At 73.4% G+C, this 19,118-nt stretch carries 18 protein-coding genes and 5 pseudogenes; 17 read left to right on the forward strand and 6 right to left on the reverse strand.

Translation table 11 applies throughout. The features are described 5' to 3' along the window. Positions 1-11 precede the first annotated feature (11 nt). Both ACQ86J_RS23825 and ACQ86J_RS23830 read left to right on the forward strand, forming a co-directional pair. Positions 12-2,509 (forward strand): annotated as a pseudogene (locus tag ACQ86J_RS23825) (DNA translocase FtsK 4TM domain-containing protein). Further along, entirely contained in the window at positions 2,509-3,108 is a 600-nt protein-coding gene (locus ACQ86J_RS23830) for a DUF4412 domain-containing protein (protein WP_431267483.1), read from the forward strand. The pseudogene ACQ86J_RS23825 and the gene ACQ86J_RS23830 overlap by 1 nt, the downstream one beginning before the upstream one ends. A gap of 92 nt (positions 3,109-3,200) precedes the next feature. Here the strand turns inward: ACQ86J_RS23830 and ACQ86J_RS23835 are convergent, their stop codons facing one another. From ACQ86J_RS23835 to ACQ86J_RS23850, 4 genes and pseudogenes are all read right to left on the reverse strand, one after another. Continuing rightward, positions 3,201-4,433: an HWE histidine kinase domain-containing protein gene (locus ACQ86J_RS23835; RefSeq protein WP_431267484.1), complete on the reverse strand. Its 1,233-nt coding sequence runs from the start codon at positions 4,431-4,433 to the stop codon at positions 3,201-3,203. A gap of 238 nt (positions 4,434-4,671) precedes the next feature. Next, a pseudogene (locus tag ACQ86J_RS23840) lies at positions 4,672-4,956 on the reverse strand (PAS domain-containing protein); the annotation flags it as partial. Beyond that, a complete protein-coding gene (locus ACQ86J_RS23845; protein ID WP_431267485.1) occupies positions 4,875-5,972 on the reverse strand; it encodes a hypothetical protein in 1,098 nt (365 codons plus the stop codon). The pseudogene ACQ86J_RS23840 and the gene ACQ86J_RS23845, both read right to left, overlap by 82 nt. Before the next feature lie 261 nt (positions 5,973-6,233). Further along, positions 6,234-7,370 carry a hypothetical protein gene (locus ACQ86J_RS23850; RefSeq protein WP_431267486.1) on the reverse strand — a complete coding sequence of 379 codons (1,137 nt, stop codon included), beginning with the start codon at positions 7,368-7,370 and terminating at the stop codon, positions 6,234-6,236. A gap of 195 nt (positions 7,371-7,565) precedes the next feature. On the opposite strand from ACQ86J_RS23850, the gene ACQ86J_RS23855 reads away from it, so the two are divergent. The 6 genes from ACQ86J_RS23855 to ACQ86J_RS23880 all read left to right on the forward strand — a co-directional run bounded on the left by ACQ86J_RS23855 (position 7,566) and on the right by ACQ86J_RS23880 (position 12,452). Beyond that, entirely contained in the window at positions 7,566-8,219 is a 654-nt protein-coding gene (locus ACQ86J_RS23855) for a LolA family protein (RefSeq protein ID WP_431267487.1), read from the forward strand. A gap of 109 nt (positions 8,220-8,328) precedes the next feature. Continuing rightward, on the forward strand, positions 8,329-9,135 hold the full coding sequence (locus tag ACQ86J_RS23860) for a gamma-glutamyl-gamma-aminobutyrate hydrolase family protein (RefSeq protein WP_431267488.1): 807 nt from the start codon (positions 8,329-8,331) through the stop codon (positions 9,133-9,135). A 417-nt stretch (positions 9,136-9,552) separates the two neighbouring features. Then, the gene (locus ACQ86J_RS23865; protein ID WP_431267489.1) at positions 9,553-10,227 is read left to right on the forward strand and encodes a fumarylacetoacetate hydrolase family protein; all 675 of its coding nucleotides are present in this window, start codon (positions 9,553-9,555) and stop codon (positions 10,225-10,227) included. 129 nt (positions 10,228-10,356) lie between these two features. Next, positions 10,357-11,139 carry an endonuclease/exonuclease/phosphatase family protein gene (locus ACQ86J_RS23870; protein ID WP_431267490.1) on the forward strand — a complete coding sequence of 261 codons (783 nt, stop codon included), beginning with the start codon at positions 10,357-10,359 and terminating at the stop codon, positions 11,137-11,139. A gap of 202 nt (positions 11,140-11,341) precedes the next feature. Further along, positions 11,342-11,995 (forward strand): tRNA (adenosine(37)-N6)-threonylcarbamoyltransferase complex dimerization subunit type 1 TsaB, encoded by a 654-nt coding sequence (gene tsaB / locus ACQ86J_RS23875; protein ID WP_431267491.1) that lies wholly within the window; start codon positions 11,342-11,344, stop codon positions 11,993-11,995. A 286-nt stretch (positions 11,996-12,281) separates the two neighbouring features. Beyond that, positions 12,282-12,452 carry a hypothetical protein gene (locus tag ACQ86J_RS23880; RefSeq protein ID WP_431272740.1) on the forward strand — a complete coding sequence of 57 codons (171 nt, stop codon included), beginning with the start codon at positions 12,282-12,284 and terminating at the stop codon, positions 12,450-12,452. Between the two features lie 96 nt (positions 12,453-12,548). Here the strand turns inward: ACQ86J_RS23880 and ACQ86J_RS23885 are convergent, their stop codons facing one another. Further along, positions 12,549-12,878: a sulfurtransferase TusA family protein gene (locus ACQ86J_RS23885; RefSeq protein WP_431272741.1), complete on the reverse strand. Its 330-nt coding sequence runs from the start codon at positions 12,876-12,878 to the stop codon at positions 12,549-12,551. A gap of 16 nt (positions 12,879-12,894) precedes the next feature. Here ACQ86J_RS23885 and ACQ86J_RS23890 point away from each other — a divergent pair. From ACQ86J_RS23890 to ACQ86J_RS23905, 4 genes and pseudogenes are all read left to right on the forward strand, one after another. Continuing rightward, a pseudogene (locus ACQ86J_RS23890) lies at positions 12,895-13,370 on the forward strand (MucR family transcriptional regulator). Positions 13,371-13,569: 199 nt separating this feature from the next. Further along, a pseudogene (locus tag ACQ86J_RS23895) lies at positions 13,570-14,062 on the forward strand (Fur family transcriptional regulator); the annotation flags it as partial. A gap of 6 nt (positions 14,063-14,068) precedes the next feature. Further along, positions 14,069-14,887 (forward strand): annotated as a pseudogene (locus ACQ86J_RS23900) (GNAT family N-acetyltransferase). Positions 14,888-14,940: 53 nt separating this feature from the next. Beyond that, positions 14,941-15,423 carry a hypothetical protein gene (locus ACQ86J_RS23905; protein WP_431267492.1) on the forward strand — a complete coding sequence of 161 codons (483 nt, stop codon included), beginning with the start codon at positions 14,941-14,943 and terminating at the stop codon, positions 15,421-15,423. Here the strand turns inward: ACQ86J_RS23905 and ACQ86J_RS23910 are convergent. Then, a complete protein-coding gene (locus ACQ86J_RS23910) occupies positions 15,374-15,661 on the reverse strand; it encodes a hypothetical protein (protein WP_431267493.1) in 288 nt (95 codons plus the stop codon). The two genes, ACQ86J_RS23905 and ACQ86J_RS23910, sit on opposite strands and share 50 nt — an antisense overlap. A 395-nt stretch (positions 15,662-16,056) precedes the next feature. Between ACQ86J_RS23910 and ACQ86J_RS23915 the strand changes: the two genes are divergently transcribed. The 5 genes from ACQ86J_RS23915 (at position 16,057) to ACQ86J_RS23935 (ending at position 18,772) form a co-directional block, all read left to right on the forward strand. Beyond that, positions 16,057-16,356, forward strand: coding sequence for a nitrile hydratase (locus ACQ86J_RS23915; RefSeq protein ID WP_431267494.1), 300 nt, complete (start codon positions 16,057-16,059; stop codon positions 16,354-16,356). A 93-nt stretch (positions 16,357-16,449) separates the two neighbouring features. After that, positions 16,450-16,722, forward strand: coding sequence for an SH3-like domain-containing protein (locus ACQ86J_RS23920; RefSeq protein ID WP_431267495.1), 273 nt, complete (start codon positions 16,450-16,452; stop codon positions 16,720-16,722). After that, positions 16,719-17,321 (forward strand): nitrile hydratase subunit alpha, encoded by a 603-nt coding sequence (locus tag ACQ86J_RS23925; protein ID WP_431267496.1) that lies wholly within the window; start codon positions 16,719-16,721, stop codon positions 17,319-17,321. Before ACQ86J_RS23920 ends, ACQ86J_RS23925 begins: the two co-directional genes overlap by 4 nt. A 279-nt stretch (positions 17,322-17,600) precedes the next feature. Further along, complete coding sequence (locus ACQ86J_RS23930; RefSeq protein WP_431267497.1) at positions 17,601-18,500, forward strand: MFS transporter; 900 nt, start codon at positions 17,601-17,603, stop codon at positions 18,498-18,500. Then, on the forward strand, positions 18,434-18,772 hold the full coding sequence (locus tag ACQ86J_RS23935; protein WP_431267498.1) for a hypothetical protein: 339 nt from the start codon (positions 18,434-18,436) through the stop codon (positions 18,770-18,772). Before ACQ86J_RS23930 ends, ACQ86J_RS23935 begins: the two co-directional genes overlap by 67 nt. Positions 18,773-19,118: the final 346 nt, after the last annotated feature.

Here is a 19,118-nt window from a genome sequence, read left to right on the forward strand (position 1 = left end):
CCGCCGCGCCCATGCCCGCGACCCGCGCCTCAGTCACTTCCGCCCCGCTCGCCGGGGTTCGCCGCTTCGCCTCCCCGGCGGTGAAGGCGGCGATCCGCCGCCGGCTCTTCGAATTCCTCGGCCTCGCCTGCGGCCTGGCCGGGCTCGCCTTGCTGGTCGCGCTGGCCAGCTACGACCCGGCCGACCCCTCGCTCTCCACCGCCACCACCCGGCGGGCCGCCAACCTCGTCGGCCCGGCCGGCGCCATGCTGGCCGACCTGCTGCTGCAGGGCTTCGGCTGGGCCGGCGCGCTGCCGGGCGTGGCGCTGCTCGCCTGGGCCTGGCGGATGGCGACGCATCGCGGCCTCGGCCTGTTCCCCGCCCGCGTCGCGGCGCTGCTGGCTGCCCTGCCGGTGGCCGGCGCGGCGCTGACCCTGGCGCCGCTGCCCGCCGGCCTGCCGAGCGCCGCCGGGCCCGGCGGCGCCGGCGGCGTCATCACCGCCCGCGCCCTGCACGACACCGCCGAGGCCGTGCTCGGCCCCTTCGGCGGCCTGCTCGCCACCGTCGGGCTGGTGCTGGCCGCGCTGCTGCTCGGCATCGCTGCGCTAGCCCTCTCGCCCACCGAATGGCTGCGCCTCGGCCGCGGCGTGCGGCAGGGCACGGTCGGCGTGGCCCGCGTCGGCGGCGCCGGGATGCGCGGCACCGCCGGGCTGCTCGGCCGGCTCGTCGCCCCGCTCCGCAGCCTGTTCCGCTTCCGCCGCAACCGCCCGGTGGTGCCGGGCGCCGACCTCTCCGCCGTGCTGCGCGCCGCCGATGCCGCGGCCGAGCGGCCGCGCCGGCCGCCCCGCGCCGAGCCGAGCGTGGCGCCGGCGCGACCGGCCGCCGAGCGGCCCGGCCCCGCGGCGCCGGAGCCGGAGAAGCCGGGCCAGAAGCCGCGCATCGCCCAGCCCGCCCCGCCGGCCAAGCCCGGCAAGCCGCTGCGGCAGGAGATCCTGCCGCTCGGCGAGGATCCCTGGCGGCTGCCGCCGCTGGCGCTGCTGCAGGAAGCCCCGCCCCGCCGCGGCACCGGCCCGTCCGAGGAAGCCCTGCAGGCCAATGCCCGGCTGCTCGAGCAGGTGCTGGACGATTACGGCGTGCGCGGCCGGATCGCCGCGATCAACCCCGGCCCGGTGGTGACGCTCTACGAGCTCGAGCCGGCGCCGGGCACCAAGTCGGCCCGCGTCATCGGCCTCGCCGACGACATCGCCCGCAACATGCACGTCACCGCGGTCCGCATCGCCACCGTCCCCGGCCGCAACGTCATCGGCATCGAACTGCCGAACGCCAAGCGGGAGACGGTCTATTTCGGCGAGATGATGGGCTCCGAGGACTGGACCCGGCATCCCGGCAAGCTGCCGCTGGCGCTGGGGAAGGACATCGGCGGCAACCCGGTGATCGCCGACCTCGCCCGCATGCCGCATCTGCTGATCGCCGGCACCACCGGCTCGGGCAAGTCGGTCGCCATCAACACCATGATCCTCTCGCTGCTCTACCGCTTCGGGCCGGAGGAATGCCGCTTCATCATGATCGACCCGAAGATGCTGGAGCTGTCGGTCTATGACCGCATCCCGCACCTGCTGGCGCCGGTGGTGACCGAGCCGCCGAAGGCGATCGGCGCGCTGAAGTGGACGGTGCGCGAGATGGAGAAGCGCTACCGCGCCATGTCGCAGCTCGGCGTCCGCAATATCGGCGGCTACAACGAGAAGGTGCAGGAGAGCCGCCGGAAGGGCGAGGTGCTGACCCGCAAGGTGCAGACCGGCTTCGACCCGGAAACCGGCAAGCCGGTCTTCGAGGAGCAGCCGCTCGCCCTCCGCGCCGCTGCCGATGATCGTCGTCGTCATCGACGAGATGGCCGACCTGATGATCGTCGCCGGCAAGGAGATCGAGGCCGCGGTGCAGCGCCTCGCGCAGATGGCCCGCGCCGCCGGCATCCATGTGATCATGGCGACGCAGCGCCCGTCGGTGGATGTCATCACCGGCACCATCAAGGCCAATTTCCCGACCCGCATCTCCTTCCAGGTGACGTCGAAGATCGATAGCCGCACCATCCTCGGCGAAATGGGCGCCGAGCAAGCTGCTCGGCCAGGGCGACATGCTGCACATGGCCGGCGGCGGCCGCGTGGCGCGCGTGCACGGCCCCTTCGTCTCCGATGCCGAGGTCGAGCAGGTCGTCGCCTTCCTGCGCGAGCAGGGCGAGCCCGCCTATATCGAGGAGGTCACCGAGACCGAGGACGAGCCGGGCGAGGGCGACGGGCTGTCCATGTCCGGCATCGCCGGCGCCTCGGACGGCGAGAAGGGGCTGTTCGACCAGGCGGTGGACCTGGTGAGCCGGGAGGGCAAGGCCAGCACCTCCTTCATCCAGCGCCACCTCAACATCGGCTACAACCGCGCCGCCAAGCTGATCGAGCAGATGGAGAAGGAAGGCGTGGTCGGCCCCGCCAACCATGTCGGCAAGCGCGAGGTGCTGGCGCGGCGGACGAACGAGGATTGATGCGGCGCAGCCTTCCCGCGCTGCTGCTGCTCGCGGCGCTTCCCGCCGCGGCGCAGGAGCGCCCGGTCATGGTGCCGACCCGCGACGTCGCGGTTACCTACCGGGTCACCGCCGGCCAGGGCCAGGGGCACGAGCTCCGCATGGCCTGGCTGGTCGCCGAGCGGAAGCTGCGCGTCGATGCCGAGGGCGCGCCGGGCTGGTCGGTGATCGACCAGGCGGCGAGGCGCATGCTGGTGGTGATGGAGCAGCAGCGCGCGGTGCTGGAGCTGCCGGCGAATACCGGCCCGGGTGGCCTGTCGATCCCGACCGAGCCACCCGCCGGGGCGCGCTTCACCAAGGGCGGCAGCGACACCGTCGCCGGGCTGCGCTGCACGCTCTGGCGCTACGAGGACGGCGACAAGCGGGGAGAGACCTGCCTGACCGCGGATGGCGTGATGCTGCGCAGCAGCGGCGGCCAGGGCAGCAGGACCGGCGCGGTGGAGGCGACCAAGGTGGTCTATGCCCCGCAGGACCCGGCCCGCTTCCAGGCGCCGCCCGGCTACCGGTCGATGCCGCTGCCGCCCGGCCTGGTCCCGCCCGGCCTCGCGGCGCCGCGCTGACGCTCCGCCGCGTCGTTCCCTGCCAGGGTCACGCGCGCGGGCCTTCGCGCGCCCCTCCCACGCACTCCCGCGGTCCGCCAGAAGGCCCGCCTTCAAGCGGAATTGGCGGCTTCCGCCGGCCAGGTCGTGAGCCAGCGCTCCAGCGGGATGGCGATCTCGCAATGCATCCCGTCCGTGGTCCAGTCGAGCGCCAGCGCCCCGCCGAACTGGCCGCGTACCGTCGCCGCGATGACGCGGGAGCCGAAGCCGCGATGCTCCGGCGCCACCAGGCCGGACGCTGCGGCCGGCATCGGCACCCCGGTCTCCTGCCAGATCAGCCGCAACGTGCCGTCCTCGCCCTTGCGCCGGCGCGGCTGCCAGGTGATCTGCAGCCGGCCGCCGGGGCGGGACAGCGCGCCGTGCCGGATGGCGTTGCTCGCCAGCTCGTGCAGCACCATGGCCATCGGCTGCACCGCGGTCGGCGCCAGCCGCAGCGGCGGCCCTTCCAGGGTGACCGCGGCGGCGTCCAGCTCCTGCGAGGCCAGCTCGCGTTCGATCAGCAGCCTCAGGTCGGCGCCGTCCCAGCCCTCCTGTGCCAGCAGCGAATGCGCCCGCGACAGCGCCGAGACCCGGGCGCCGACCGCCGCGGCATAGGCCCGCGGCTCCTCCATCGAGCTCAGCCGCAGCACCGACTGGACCACCGCCAGTGCGTTCTTCGCCCGGTGGTCCACCTCGCGCGCCAGCAGCGTCCCGCGCTCCCGCACCGCGCGCTGCTCGGTCACGTCGATCGAGACGCCGCTGACCCGCCGGACGCTGCCGTCCGCGCTGGTCGTGGCGCGGCCGAGCGAGCGCAGCCAGCGCTGCACGCCATCCGGCCGGAGGATGCGGAACTCGGCCTCGTAATCCTCGGTCTCGCCCTGCTGCACCCGGCGCATCGCCTCGGCCAATGCCGGCCGGTCGTCGGAATGCGCGACGGTCAGGATGTCGCTGGCATGCCGCATGAAGCCGGCCGGCCGGCCATACAGCACCTCCTCCCGCCCGGGAGAGCCAGTGACGCGGCCGTTCGAGAGGTCCCATTCCCAGGCGCCGACCCGGGCGGCGGCCAGTGCCCGCAGCACCCGGCCCTCGCTCTCGCGCAGCGCGACCTCGGCCTGTCGCAGCGCGGTCACGTCCATCATCGCTTCCAGCACCGTATCGGGCCGGTCGCCGGTGCCGGGGCGCAGCACCATGCGGCAGAGCACGACCACTTCGCCGTCGGTGCGGGTGCGCTGGCGCAGCTCGCCGCTCCATTCGCCGTGCCGCGCGAGCGCCGCGGCGATGGCCGGTGCGGCGCCCTGGCCTGCCATGGGGGGGCGTCCAGCTCAGGGAAGGCGGGGCCGAGCAGGTCGTGCGTCGTCGCGCCGATCGCCTCCGCCGCGGTCCAGCCATAGAGCCGCTCGCAACCAGCCGACCAGAAGCGTATCCGCCCCCCAGGTCGCGTTCCAGCACCGCCGCGAGATCGAGGGTGCCGACCAGGTCGCGCATCGCCGCCTCGGCGCGCCGTCGGGCATCGACGTCCTCGACCAGTCCGGCCCATTCGACCAGATCGCCGGCCTCGTCGAGGACCGGCACGGCGCGCGCGCGCACCCAGAGCCAGGTGCCGAGCCGGGTGCGGATGCGGTACTCGACCGAGACCGGCTGCCGCGCCGCGCAGCTCTCCCGCCAGATCGCCCGGGTCGCCGCCGCATCCTCCGGGTGCAGCGCGTCGAGCCAGCCCTCGCCGCGCAGCGCCTCGGCCGACTGGCCGGTCATCTGGCTCCAGCCCTGCGCCTCCAGCACCTGGCCGTCCGGGTCGGCCAGCCAGAGCGTGAGGTTGCCGGCCTCGGCCATCCGGCGGAAGCGCCGCTCACGGGCGGCCTGTGCCTCGCGGGACCGGCGTTCCTCCAGGGCGCTCGCCTGCAGCCTCGCCTCGGCCCACGCCAGGCTGCGGCGCAGCTGCTCCAGCTTGGCGACGCGGAACGGGCCGGGCGGCGGGGACGGCCGCGGGCCAGAGGCCGCCGGGTCGGCGAGCCGCGCGGCCTGGCGGCGCAAGGCCTCGATCGGGCCGACCACCCCGTGCCGCAGCGCGGCGAGCACGACGAGGCCGCAGGCCGCCAGCCCGCCGAGCAGGAGGCCCGGGGCCGTCGGGGCGGGCCCCCGGCCGGCCCCGCCACCGTTACCGCCCAGCCGGCTGGCTGGCCGAGGCGATGCTGGCCGGCCGGCGGCACGTCCGGCGCCGCTAGGGCGCCTTCGGTGGCCCCGCCCGGCGCGGCCGGCCGGGCGACGGCGGTGCCGGCCTCGTCCACCAGCGCGGCGCTGGTGCCGGCGGGCAGCGCCTCGGCGGCCAGGATGCGGGCGAGGTCGGCCGGTGCCAGCCGGGTCGCCAGCAGCAGGTCCGCGCCGCCCTGGCGGACCACCGGGACCAGGACCAGCAGGGCGGGCGGGCCCCTGCCCTGAGCGTCGCGTCCAGGAGCCACGGCCGGCCGCAGCGTGGCGAAGGCGAGGGTGGCCGCTGCGGCCGGCACCTGGTGCGGCGGCGTGGTGCCGTGCACCGGCCGCAGGTCGCGGTCGAGCAGGCCGATCGGGCTGCCCAGCGCGGCGGCGACCCGACCGGCATGCAGGGCGAAGCCGCCGAGGTCGTCCGGCCCGGCATCCAGCTGCGGCGAGGCCGCCAGGGCGAGCAGGCCGGCGATCCGCGCCTCGACCGCCCGGTCGACCACGGTCGCGAGCCTGCGTGCGAGGCCGGGCGGCGCCTCCGCCTCCTCCAGGTCGGGGCCGCGCCGCAGCTGGATGGTGGTCAGGACGCCCAGAGCGAGGCCGGGCAGCAATATCAGGATCAGCAGGGTGGCGCGGAGGCCGGGCGACACGGCCTGGCGGCGCTGCCAGGCGCCGCGCGTGGGATCATCCGGAGGGTCCGAAAGCGATGCCGGCATCCGCGTCCCTCTGCCCGGTCGCCCCGCCGCGACGCCTGCAACGGGCGGGGATCAGGCCGAAGGATACCGGGTCGGCAGGGGAGGTCCATGCTCTATCATGCAACAAAGCAAGCTTCGATGGTGAAAAATTACGGATGCACCCGCCATGCGTGTAATCTGGTCCTCGGGCGGGCCGCCGGGGCCTGGCCCTGCGGTTCAGCCGCCTCTGGGGGCCACCTGCCGGACCGGCTCCGCCGCCGGCTGGCCCGCCGGCCCCACCACTACGTGGGCGGCGGCCAGCAGCAGCCGGGCGCGCAGGATCTCCCGCGGCAGGGCGGCGGGCGGCAGCCAGGGCGCCGCCAGCACCGGACTGACCGCCGTCACCGCCGCCCAGGCCTCGCCGAAGCGGCGGGCCGATAGCGCCGCGCCGAGCGCGCCGGCCGAAAGGCCGAGCCGTGCCGCCCAGCGGCGGAATCCCGGCGTTTCGCGTTCGAAGACCCCGATGCCGGCGGCCCAGAAGCCGCGCACCGCGCGCCGGGCGCGCAGCCGTCGCCATGCGGCCATGGCAGGCTCGATCGCTTGCGGCGGCTGGCTGGCTTCCACCCGCATCCCCTCGAGATGGCGGATCCGGCCGTCGCGCCGGCGCAGCGCCGCCAGCAGGCCGGGAAGGCCGCCTTGCGGCCCGATCGGCAGGCCGCCGAGGTCGCGCAGCACGGCGCCGCGCAGGGCGAAGCTGGCCGTTGCCGCCTGGCCATGGGCCGGCGCGGCATCGGCGGTGTCGGGATCGATGCGCGCCGCCAGCGCCGCCAGCGCCGCCGCATAACGCCCGGCTGCATCGGCGGCGGCCGTCCCCGCCGGCGGCACCACCTGTCCGAGCACCGCGTCGAGTTGCGGCTCGGCCAGCGCCGCAACGGCCCGGGCGACCCAGCCGGCCTCCGGCACCGCCCCGGCCTCGGTGGTCAGCAGCACGCCGTCCGGCCCGGCCCAGTGCAGCGCCGCGTCCAGCCCGGCGCGCAGCGCCCAGTCGCCGGCGGGGACCGGCGGCGTGACCCGCACCGGGAAGGGGAGGGAGGGGCCGAGGCTGTCCAGCGCGCCTTCCACCGCCGCGGCCGGGCCGTTCGGCACCAGCACCAGGCCGAAGGCCCCGGGCGCCAGGAACAGCCCATCCGTGTTGCGCTGCACCGCCAGGGCGCAGAGCCCGCGCAGCAGCGCCACCGGGTCCCGCCCGGCGGCAAGGGCGACGACGGCCTTCGGCGCCGCCGCCGCGTCTCGGGCGGTGCCGCGCGGCGCGGCCTGCAGGGGCACCACGCCGGGCGGTGCATGGGACGGGGAAGGGGACATCGGGCCGGCCATCGGGGTGTCCCAGTCGCGCCGCCCCGCCACGGGGCGCCTTTTCCGAAACGCTTCTGGGCCTGCTGCGTCCCATGCCTCGGGGCCGGGCGGGGGTCACCTCCCCGTCACGTCGCGTCACGTGACGCGCAGCATGCAGGCATGCTCCGTCCGGCCGGGGGCTTTCCCCGGGCCGCCGGCGGGTCCACATGGGGTGGGATGCGCCGCCGCCCCCTGCTTGCCCTGCCTGCCCTGCTCCTCGCCCCCTCCGCGCTGGCGCCGCTGGCCACCCCGGCCGCCGCGCAGCAGCCGCGCCCGCTCTCCGACCGCGACCGGGCCGATGTCGCCCGCGCCGAGGCCTGGCTGAACCGGCTGTCCAGCCTGAAGGCGCGCTTCGTGCAGATCGCCCAGAACGGCGCCTCGGCCGAGGGCACGGGCTGGATCGTCCGGCCCGGCAAGATGCGCTTCGAATACGACCCGCCCGAGCCGCTGCTGCTGGTCGCCAGCCACGGCCAGTTCTTCTACTTCGACCGCCAGCTCAAGCAGGCGACCACGCTGCCGCTGGGCGCCACGCCGCTCGGGATGCTGCTGCGCGACGACCTGAAGCTGGCCGGCGACGTCACCGTCAGCCGGGTGGAGCGCAGCGCCGGGCTGCTGCGGATCACGCTGTTCCGCACCGGCCGGCCGGCCGAGGGCAGCCTGACGCTCGTCTTCGGCCAGGAGCCGGTCGAGCTCAAGCAATGGGCGGTGGTGGACGCGCAGGGGCAGGAGACGCGGGTCAGCCTGTACCAGACCGAGTTCGGCGGGCGCTTCCCAAACATGCTGTTCGACTTCAACGACCCGCGCTTCCGCGAGGAACTCGGCATCCCGTGACCCATCTGTTCCGGATCAAGGAAGCGGCGAGGTTTTGGCGTGAAAACTGCATCACCTTTCGCCGCGGCGTCTTGATCATGCCGCATTCGGGGATGAAGCTGGACCCGTGATGAAACCGCTCATCGGCATTTCCTGCTGCGTGAAGGCCTTCGGCATCTTCGCCACGCCCAACCACGCAGCCTCCGACAGTTATGTCCGCGTCGTGCTCGGCCCGGTCGGCGGCATCCCGGTGCTGCTGCCGGCGGCCGGCGAAGCGCTGGCGCCGCAGATCCTGCCGCGGCTGGACGGGCTGATCCTGACCGGCAGCCGGTCCAATGTCTGCCCCGACTTCTACGAAGGCCCGCCGCATGCCGAAGGCACGCCCGAGGACCTGCAGCGCGACGCCACCACCCTGCCGCTGATCCGCGCGGCGATCAGCGCGGGCGTGCCGCTGCTGGCGATCTGCCGCGGCTTCCAGGAGCTGAACGTGGCGCTGGGCGGCAGCCTGGACCAGCGCATCCAGGACCTGCCCGGCCGCATCGACCATTCGACCCCGTCGGACCAGAAGCTGCCGCGCATCCGCGTCGCGAAGGCGCATGCCGTCCGGCTGGCCCCGGGCAGCCTGATCGCGAACCTCGCGGGCGGGGCAGGCGACCTGCCGGTGAACTCGCTGCACAACCAGGGCATCGCCCGCCTGGCGCCGCGCCTGGTGGCCGAGGGCTGGGCGCCCGACGGCACGATCGAGGCGGTGCGGGTGAAGGACGCGCCGGGCTTCGCCCATGGCATCCAGTGGCACCCGGAATACGACTGGGAGCGGGACGCGGTCAGCCGCGCCCTGTTCGAGCGCTTCGGCGAGGCCTGTGCCGCCTGGGCGGCCCGCCGGGTCGCGGGATCGCAGCGGGCGGACGCGCCGGCGATTGCCCAGGCGGCCGAATAGGGCCGCGGCGGGACGTGTCACCGAACCGCCACGGTGCGGCCGCGCCAGCCGCGGTTTCGGTTGTGGCGGGTCACAGGTGCGCGACTCAGGCGCGATATCGCCGACTCGCATGGCTGTGCCGCGCAAAGGCTTTGCTTCTTCGCTCCCGGCCCGCTAATATCCACAGGCCGGCCCGCCTATAATGGGCTGGTGGCGGAGGCCGGTTTCCCCTGCCGGCTCGCCCGACCTATCCGATCGGAAGCATACAACACGGCGCCCGGACACCCCCTGTCCGGGCGCTTTTTTTTGCTTTGCTACGATTTTCCGGCACTTAGCGGCAATACTTGAAGTGATGGTCCAGGCCGAGCGGCCTTTCGGCCCGGCGGGGCCGCTGCTGATGTCAGCCGCCATACTCGATTCATGGGAGTTCCAAGCGGCATGTCCGATTACGTCATCGCTCCGCCGGTCATCGCCGCCCTGCCCATCCAGGGCAGCCGCCAGATGTTCCCGGTCCGCCGCATCTTTTGCGTCGGCCGCAACTACGCCGAGCACGCGATCGAGATGGGCCTCGACCCGACCCGCGAGCCGCCCTTCTACTTCGCCAAGCCGGCCGATGCGCTGGTGGTGAACGATGCCGACATGCCCTATCCGCCGGCCTCCAAGTCGCTGCACCACGAGATGGAGCTGGTGGTCGCCATCGGCTCGGCCGGGGCAAATCATCAGCGTCGAGGACGCGCTCAAGCATGTTCTAGGGCTATTGTGCCGGCCTCGACACTGACCCGCCGCGACCCTGCAGAACGAGGCGAAGAAGACCGGCCGTCCCTGGGACATGGGCAAGGGCTTCGACCATTCGGCGCCGATGGGCGCGCTGGTGCCGGCCAAGGGGATCGATGTCTCCAAGGGGAAGATCGAGCTCAAGGTGAACGGCAAGGTCACCCAGACCTCCGACCTCTCGAAGCTGATCTGGTCGGTGCCGGAGGTGATCTCAACCTCTCGCACCTCGTGCGCCTGGCGCCGGGCGACCTGATCAGTGACCGGCACGCCGGAAGGCGTCGCCGCAGTGCAGAAGGGCGACCTGCTGGAGTGGCTTCGTCGAGGGCGTCGGCACGGTGACGACGCGGATCGTCTGAATGACAAGGCCAGGAAGGAAGTATCCTCCCTGGACCCTCCTCTATTTCTGTGGGTCGGCACTCGCTTCGCGGCGAATGCGAGACTCGGAGAAAGCAAGGTGGGGTTGGACGCATGCGTCCAACGGGGAGGAAATGCTTTTTCCTCCCCAAGCTTGCTTGCTCCGTGGGGCGGGAGCGGGTAGCGCGGGCGGATGGCTACCTCCGCATCGCCACCTGGAACATCAACTCCGTCCGCCTGCGCCGGCCGCTGCTGGCCGAACTGGTCAAGGCGCTCGACCCCGACGTCCTGTGCCTCCAGGAGACCAAGTGCCCGGACGAGCTTTTCCCGCTCGACGACCTCCGCGCCTTCGGCTTCCCGCACATCGCCCACAAGGGCATGGAAGGGCTACAACGGCGTGGCCGTGCTGTCGCGCCGGCCGCTGCAGGTGCTGGACGGCGATCCCGACTGGTGCGGCAAGGGCGATTGCCGGCACCTGGCCGTGGCGGTGGATGCGCCGGGCGGGCCGGTCGAGCTGCACGACTTCTATGTCCCCGCCGGCGGCGACACGCCGGACCGCGAGGCCAACGTGAAGTTCGCCCACAAGCTCGACTTCCTCGCCGAGGCGACCGCCTGGTCGAGGGCGCGCGGCGCGAAAGCCCGCAGCGTGCTGGTCGGCGACCTCAACATCGCCCCGCTCGAGCACGACGTCTGGAGCCACAAGCAGATGCTCGGCGTCGTCTCCACACGCCGGTCGAGGTCGAGGCGCTGACCGGCTGGCAGCACTCCGCCGGCTGGCACGACGCGCTGCGCCACTTCGTGCCGCACGACCAGAAGCTCTACGACATGGTGGTCCTACCGGGCGAAGGACTGGGAGACCTCGGACCGCGGCCGCCGGCTGGACCCATGTCTGGGTGAGCCCGGACCTCGCCGGCGCGCTCACCCGCCATGCCATCCACAAGCCGGCGCGGGCTGGGCCCAGGCCAGCGACCATGTGCCCTGCATGATCGAGCTCGCGCTGTAGGCGAACCGGGTCGCACAATGTCTACCATGGCATCACAGACCTGTGAGCGATAAGATGGGCCACCCGGCATCCGGACCGGGACAGGAAGCCCGTCCCGTGTGGATCCTCGCCCTCGATGCCTCGCTTGCCCGCTGCTCCGCCGCCCTGCTGGCGGATGGCGTGGTGCGGGCCCATCGCCTGCTGGACGGCGAGCGCGGCCATGCCGCCACCCTGCCGCCGATGGCCCAGGCAGTGCTGCGGGAGGCCGGGGTCGCCGCCACCGACCTCGACGCCGTGGCCGCGGTGGTCGGGCCCGGCGGCTTCACCGGCATCCGCGCCGCGCTCGCTCTGGCGCAGGGCCTGGCGCTGGCGGCCGGCCTGCCGGCGCTCGGCGTGACGACCGGGGAGGCGCTGGTCGCCGGGCTCGCCGCGCGTCAGGGCGCGGTCTGGTCGGTGGTGGATACCAGGCGCGGCCGGGTGGTGCTGGAACGCTTCGCCGCCGGCGCCGCGACCGCGGCGGCCGCGCCCGAGGCCTGCGACATCGAGGCCCTGCCGCTGCCCGGCGGACCCGTCACCCTGGTGGGCGATGCGGCCGAGGCGGTCGCCGCCTCGCTGCGGGCGCGCGGCGCCGACGTCGTGGTGGGCGAGAGCCGCCAGCCGGATGCCGCCGCCGCGGCGCGGGTCGCCGCCCTCCGCCTCGCCGGGCGCATCCCGGCGCTGGCGGCCCGGCCGCTCTATGTCGAGCCGCCGGCGGTGCGGCTGCCGGCGTGAACCTCGCCGCGGCCGGCGCGGCCGATGCGGCGGCGCTGGCCGGGCTGCACGCCGCCGCCTTTCCGCCGGCCGAGGCCTGGGGGCGGACGCCATCCGGCTGATGCTCGAGCTGCCCGGCGCCTATGGCATCTGGTCGCCGGGAGCGGGCTTCGTCCTGGCCCGCGCGGCGGGCGGGAGGCGGAGATCCTGACCCTCTCGGTGCTACCGGCCGCGCGGCGGCGCGGCCTGGGCGGCGCGCTGATGGCGGCGGCGCTGGCCGGCGCCGGCGCTGCGCGGGGCGGCGGCGATGTTCCTGGAGGTCGCCGCGGGCAACGCCGCGGCGCGCGGGCTCTACCAGGGGCTCGGCTTCGCCGAGGTCAGCCGGCGGCGCCGCTACTACCCCGACGGGTCGGATGCGCTGGTGATGCGGCGCGACCTGGACGCGGCATCCGGGCCTGGGGCGGAGCCGGCCGCCTGACCTGCCCCGGGCGGTGCGGCCCGCCGGCGTCCGGAAGTAATGAGCCTGCAATCCGGCAGTCATATGCTCGCCGGGACTGCCGGCTCGGGCCGCGGCTCAGCCTTTCCGCAGCAGCAATTCTGATGATGCCGTCGTTGCCTTCGCGCTGCGCCAGAACGGCATGGCCCTGTTCGGCGGCGGTACGCGGCAGGTTGCGGGCCGGTTCCTCCCCGCGCAGCCGAACGAGCAGCGTTTCCCGCTTTTCATGCGGTCAAGTGCGAGTCGTGTGCGCACGAAGGTCATCGGGCAAGTGTCGGCGGTGATGTCAAGCTGCCGATCGCCGCTCAGTTCTTGCATGCAAACAGATTCCAACCGATAATGCGCGACGAATCGCCGAAACGCATTGCGAAACGGCTTGGGCCGGCAGTATAGCTCGGCGATAGACAACGGGAAGATGCGTCACATGGCCGATGATACACCCTCTGCTGACCTGCTGGGACTGACCGCTGAAATCGTCGCGGCGCATGTTTCCAACAATCCGGTGGCGCTGGCCGACCTGCCGAACCTGATCACCGAGGTTTACCGCACGCTAACCTCCGTCGGCATGCCGGCTTCAAAGCCACAGCCGGAGCGTCCGCAACCTGCGGTGCCCGTCAAGAAGTCGATTACCCCGAATACCTGATCTGTCTGGAGGATGGTAAGAAGTTGAAGATGCTGAAGCGGCATCTGCAGACTTCCTACAACATGACCCCCGAGCAGTACCGGGAGCGTTGGGGGCTCGGCTCCGACTATCCTATGGTCGCGCCGAACTACGCCAAGCATCGGTCGTCGCTCGCCAAGAAGATCGGGCTCGGGACCAAGCCGCGCGGCCGGCCGGCGCGGGGCGCCCGGCGCGATGCCGTGGCCGCCGCCATCACCACCCCGACCAAGCTCGGCTGATCCGGCCGGCGGCGGGCCACCCGGCGGTCCCGCCGACCAGGCCTAGGCCGCGTCCGCGGCCGGGCCGCCGCTTTCCGGCATGGCCGTCCTGTCTCCGCCATGGTGGCCCGCGCCGTGGAAGGCTATGGTCCCGGTCCTGATTGAACCAAAGGGGCCGGGCCTGCCGGCCCCCGACCATCAAGGACCGCGACCGAGCCGCATGGACACCCCCGCTTCCACCGACCGCGAGGGCATCTCCCGCATCGAAAGGCTGTGCATCGACCGCGGCCTAAAGATGACCGGGCAACGCCGGCTGATCGCCCGCGTGCTGTCGGAAAGTGCCGACCACCCGGATGTCGAGGAACTCTACCGCCGCGCGCATGAGCGCGACGCGCATATCTCGATCGCCACCGTCTACCGCACCGTCCGGCTGCTCGAGGAGAAAGGCATCCTCGAACGGCATGATTTCGGCGGCGGCCGGGCCCGCTACGAACCGACCGAGCATGGCCCGCACCACCACCTGATCGATGTCGACACCGGCAAGGTGATCGAATCTCGCCGATGCCCGGCACGAGGCATTGGCCAAGGAGATCGCGGCCCGGCTCGGCTTCCAGCTGGTCGACCACCGGCTGGAGCTGTTCGGCCGCCGCTTCCCCGAGCCGAAGCCCGAACCGCCGGCCCGGCGCGCCCCGCGGGCGGCGCAACGGGCGCGACCCGGCATGAGCGGCATCGCGGCGGAGGCCGGCTTCGGCGAGCTGCGGGCCGGCAATCTCGGCGTCCGGCTGGCCGAGACGGCGGCGGAGATCGACGCCTCGCTCGCGCTGCGCTTCCGCATCTTCTACGAGGAGATGGGCGCGCATCCGGATGCCGCGACCCTGGCCAGCGGCCGAGACCGGGACGAGTTCGACGCCGTGGCCGACCACCTGCTGGTGATCGACCATGACCTGGGGAGGGGCCGCAGGCCGTCGTCGGCACCTACCGGCTGATCCGCCGCCAGGCCGCCGCCAGCATCGGCCGCTTCTATTCCGCCGCGGAATACGACATCGCCCCGCTGCTCGCCCTGCCGGGGGAGATCCTCGAGCTCGGCCGTTCCTGCGTCGATGCCAACCACCGCACCCGCGGCACCCCTGCAGCTGCTGTGGCGCGGCATTGCGGCCTATGTCTTCTACCGCAAGATCGACCTGATGTTCGGCTGCGCCAGCCTGCACGGCACCAATCTCGACGCGCTGGCGCCGGCGCTGACCTACCTGCACGCGCATCACCTGGCGCCGCCGGCGATCCGGCCGCGCGCGGTGGCCGACCGCTACGTGCCGATGGACCGGCTGGACCCCGCCACGCTCGACCTGCGGGCGGTGGTGCAGGAGTTGCCGCCGCTGGTGAAGGGCTACCTCCGGCTCGGCGGCTTCGTCGGCGACGGCGCGGTGCTCGACCACCAGTTCAACACCACCGATGTCTGCATCGTGGTGAAGACCGAGCTGGTCACCGACAAATACGCCAAGCATTACGAGCGGGCGAACGGCGTCGGGCTTTCGGAGTAGGCGCCCGGTCCCTCACCGGGGAACTCCGCCGCCTGCCGCGGCGTCCGGGCGGCATGCCCGGACAGCGCGCGCTCGCCTTCCTCGCGGTCCTGCTGACCGCCCTCGCCCTGGTGCCGGCCGGGGCGCATCTGCTGGCCCTGCCGAACAAGCTGGCGATGGGTCGCGACGCCTACCTCGCCGCCCAGGGCGCCTATGCCGGCTGGGCCATGGCCGGCGCCTTCCCGATCGGCGCCATCCTCGCCTGCCTCGGCCTGGCGCTGCGCCAGGCGCCGCCCGCCTCGCCCTGGCCGGCGCTGGTCGCCGCCCTGCTGCTGGCCGCGGGGCTGGCGGCCTTCTTCCACTGGACGCTGCCGGCCAACCAAACGACCGCCAATTGGACCCGCCTGCCGGAGGACTGGGAGGCGCTGCGGGCGCAGTGGGAATGGTCGCACGCCGCCAATGCCGTGCTGACCTTCCTCGCCCTCTGCGCCGTGCTCGGCGCCGCGCTCAGCCCGCCTGCCGGTCCTCCTCGGGGATCGGCACGTCGAAGCCGTTGAGCGTGACCGAGACCAGGCAATAGAGCCCGACCAAATAGACCAGCTCGGCCGCGGCATCCTGGCCGAAGACCTCCACCCCCTGCTTCCAGGTGATCTCCGGCAGCACGCCGCCGGCGACCAGCGCGGCGGCGATGTCGTAGGCAACCGCCTCCTCCCGCGTCAGGTCGGCGGGGCGCTGGCCGGCGACGATGGTGGCGATCTTCGCATCCGGCAGGCCGCGCTGCTCGGCGGCGATCACATGCGCGTAGATCTCGTAGGCCGCGCGGAATTTCCGCGCCGGTGACCAGGATTGCCACCTCCCGCACCGGGCGGGGCAGCTTGGTCTCGAAGGACAGGGTCTTGGTCAGTTCCCAGATCGGCCCGCCGATGCGCGGCCAGTGGATCCAGGGGTTCCACGGGCCTTCCAGCGCGCCGTCCGGGGCGATGGTGGCGAAGCCCTTGAAGTTCTTCTCGATGCCGGCCTTCATGTCGGCATGCAGCGGCGCCTGCGCGGCGTCGAGCTGCGCGGGCGGGATCAGCGGCAGGCGCATGCGGGGTCTCCGGTGTTGCGGGGCCATGCTTCGGTAACGCCGGTCGCTCCCGTTTGACGCATGCCCTGGACGGAGGCCGGTCGTCCGCCTTAGCCTTCCCGGCATGAGCGACGCTGTCCCTGACAAGACCCCCGCCATCCACGACATGGGCGGCCTCAGCCGCTTCCGCTGCAGCCCGGTCGAGCGCGACGAGGCGCCGCCCGACGCCTTCGGCAAGCGGGTGGACGCGCTGCGGCAGGTGCTGGCGGCGAAGAAGCTGATGACGGTCGACGAGCTGCGCCGGGGGATCGAATCGATCCCCGAGGACGAGTATTTCGCGCTGACCTACTACGAGCGCTGGATGACCTCGATCTGCACGCTGATGGTCGAGAAGGGCGTGGTCGCGGCGGAGGACCTGCGGTGAGCGCGCCGGGCCGCGTCGCCGGCGATTCCTGGCCAGCACGAGGCACGGTCGGCGCCGGCCGGGGCGCGCTTCGCCCCGGGCGACTCCGTCCGGGTGAGGGACGACTGGCCGGAGCGCCGCGGCCCCTGCCATATCCGCACGCCGCACTACCTGCGCGGCCGCCAGGGGAGGATCGAGGCGGTGCTCGGCGCCTTCCCGAACCCGGAGGACCTGGCCTTCGCCCGCCCGGCGCCGCAACGCGTGCTCTACCACGTGCTGTTCGAGCAGCCGCTGCTGTTCCATGAGGGCGAGCCGGGCGACACCGCGCTGGTCGAGATCTTCGAGCACTGGCTCGAACCCGCCACTCCGGAAAGGAAGGCCGCATGAGCGCCCCCGCCCGCGCAGAGTCCATCGCCCGGCTGGAGAAGCTGCTCGCCGCGCTGATCGCCAAGGGCGTCGTCACCGAGGCCGAGCTGGCCGAGCGCCAGGCCAGCACCGACCGCGCCAGCCCCGAGATCGGCGCCCGCATGGTCGCCCGCGCCTGGCTCGACCCCGCCTGGCGGGCGAAGCTGCTGGCGAACGGCGCCGAGGCCGCCGAGGCGATGGGCGTCTCCATGGCCGGCGCCCCGCCGCTCGGCGTGCTGGAGGACAAGCCCGGCCTGCACCACCTCGTGGTCTGCACGCCCTGCAGCTGCTACCCGCGCGCCGTGCTCGGCTATCCGCCGAGCTGGTACAAGAGCTTCGAGTACCGCTCGCGCGCCATCCGCGACCCGCGCGGCGTGCTGGCGGAATGGGGCACCAGCCTGCCGCCGGGGACGAAGATCCGCGTCGTCGACAGCACCGCCGACTACCGCTGGATGGTGCTGCCGATGCGGCCCGAAGGCACCGAGGGCTGGTCCGAGGACCAGCTGGCGGCGCTGGTCACGCGCGATGCGCTGGTCGGGGTTGCGCTGCCGGTGCTGCCGATGGCCGCCGCCGCCGAGTAGCCTCGGCCGCGGCGCCCAGAGCTTCCGGGAGGACGGCATCCAAGCAGAAGGCGAACTGCGCGGCGTGCGCGCCCGGGCGGCGCGCCGGTGAGTCAGCTCGCGCCCCCGGGGCGGCCGCCGAACAGGATGGCCTGCCGCAGCCGCGCCGCGCCTGGGCGGTCGCCGCCGTCTCGCTCTCCATCGCCATCACCGTGCTCGACAGCTCGATGCTGAACGTGGCGCTGCCGGGGATCGCGCGGACGCTCGGCATCACCCCGGCCAATGCGACCTGGCTGCTGAATGCCTACCAGCTTCACCGTCGTCACCACGCTGCTGCCGCTCGCCTCGCTCGGGGAGAAGCTCGGCTTCCGCCCGGTCTTCCTCGGCGGCTTCGCGCTGTTCGGCCTCGCCTCGCTCGGCTCCGCCATGGCGCCGGGCTTCGAGGCGCTGCTGGTCTGCCGCATCCTGCAGGGGCTCGGCTCCGCCGCGGTGATGAGCCTGACGGCGGGGATGATCCGCCACATCTACCCACTGAAGCAGCTCGGCCGCGCCATCGGCATCAACAGCATGGTGGTGGCGACCGCCGGCGCCTCGGCGCCCTCGCTCGCCGCCGCGATCCTGACCGTGGCGCCCTGGCAGGGGCTGTTCGCCGTGCATGTGCCGGTCAGCATCCTCGGCATCGTCATCGGCTGGCGGTCGCTGCCCGACCATCCCGGCACCGGCCGGCGCTTCGACTGGGCGAGCGCCGCGCTGAACATCGCTAGCTTCGGGCTGTTCTTCCTCGGCGTCGATCTCGTCCTGCATGCGACGATCCCGGCGCTGCTGCTGATCGCCGGCGGCGTCGGCGCCGGGGTGCTGCTGGTGCAGCGCCAGCTCAGCCAGACGGCGCTGCTGCTGCCGCTCGACCTGCTGCGGATCCGGGTGATCGCCTTCTCGGTCGCCGCGTCCATCTGCGCCTTCTCCGCCTGGTACTCCAGCTACGTCTCGCTGCCCTTCCTGCTGCAGGAGGCCGGGATCAGCCAGGGCGGCACCGGCCTGATCATGACGCCCTGGCCGCTCGGCATGGCCTTCGGCGCGCCGGTCGCGGGGCGGCTGGCGGACCGCATCCCGACCGCCTGGCTCTGCGCCGCGGGATGGCGGCGCTGGCCACGGGGCTGGCGGTGGTGGCCGGGCTGCCGCTGCTGGGCAACGGGTTGCTGATCGGCGGCATGATGGCGCTGTGCGGAGCGGGGTTCGGCACCTTCTCCGCGCCCAACAACCGCACCATGCTGGGCTCGGCGCCGAAGGCGCGCGCCGGCAGCGCGGGGGGCATGCAGGCGACGGCGCGGCTGCTCGGCACGACGCTCGGCACCACGGTGGTCGGGCTGTGCTTCCAGGTCGCGGGCGCCGGCGGGGCGCGCGTGGCGCTGCTCGCGGCGATCGGCTTCGCCCTGGCGGCCGGGGCGCTGAGCCTGGTGCGGCGGCGGTTGTAGACCGGCTCGCCGCAGCGGCCGGTACCGCGCGGCCTTCCCGGCAAAAAGGGCCGGTGGTTGCCCACCGGCCCCAAGCGGTGATCCGCGCCCGGCCCCAGGCCGCAGCGCAAGGTCACTGGGAGGAGACGTCCAAGGCATCGCCTGAACGTGTACAATCTATCTCACGCGAGCGTGAGGTCCAAGGAAAAACGACCGGAAAATACATGAATCCGTGGTTAACCGATACGCTTGCCAAGCCCGGAACGGCTTGCCGCGCGCAAAAAGGGCCGGTGGTTGCCCACCGGCCCAAGTGGTGATCGCGGTGCCCAGCCCCAGGCTGCGGCAGAAGATCACTGGGAGGAGACGT

The organism is Dankookia sp. P2, assembly GCF_050632255.1.
Classification (GTDB): Bacteria; Pseudomonadota; Alphaproteobacteria; order Acetobacterales; family Acetobacteraceae; genus Paracraurococcus.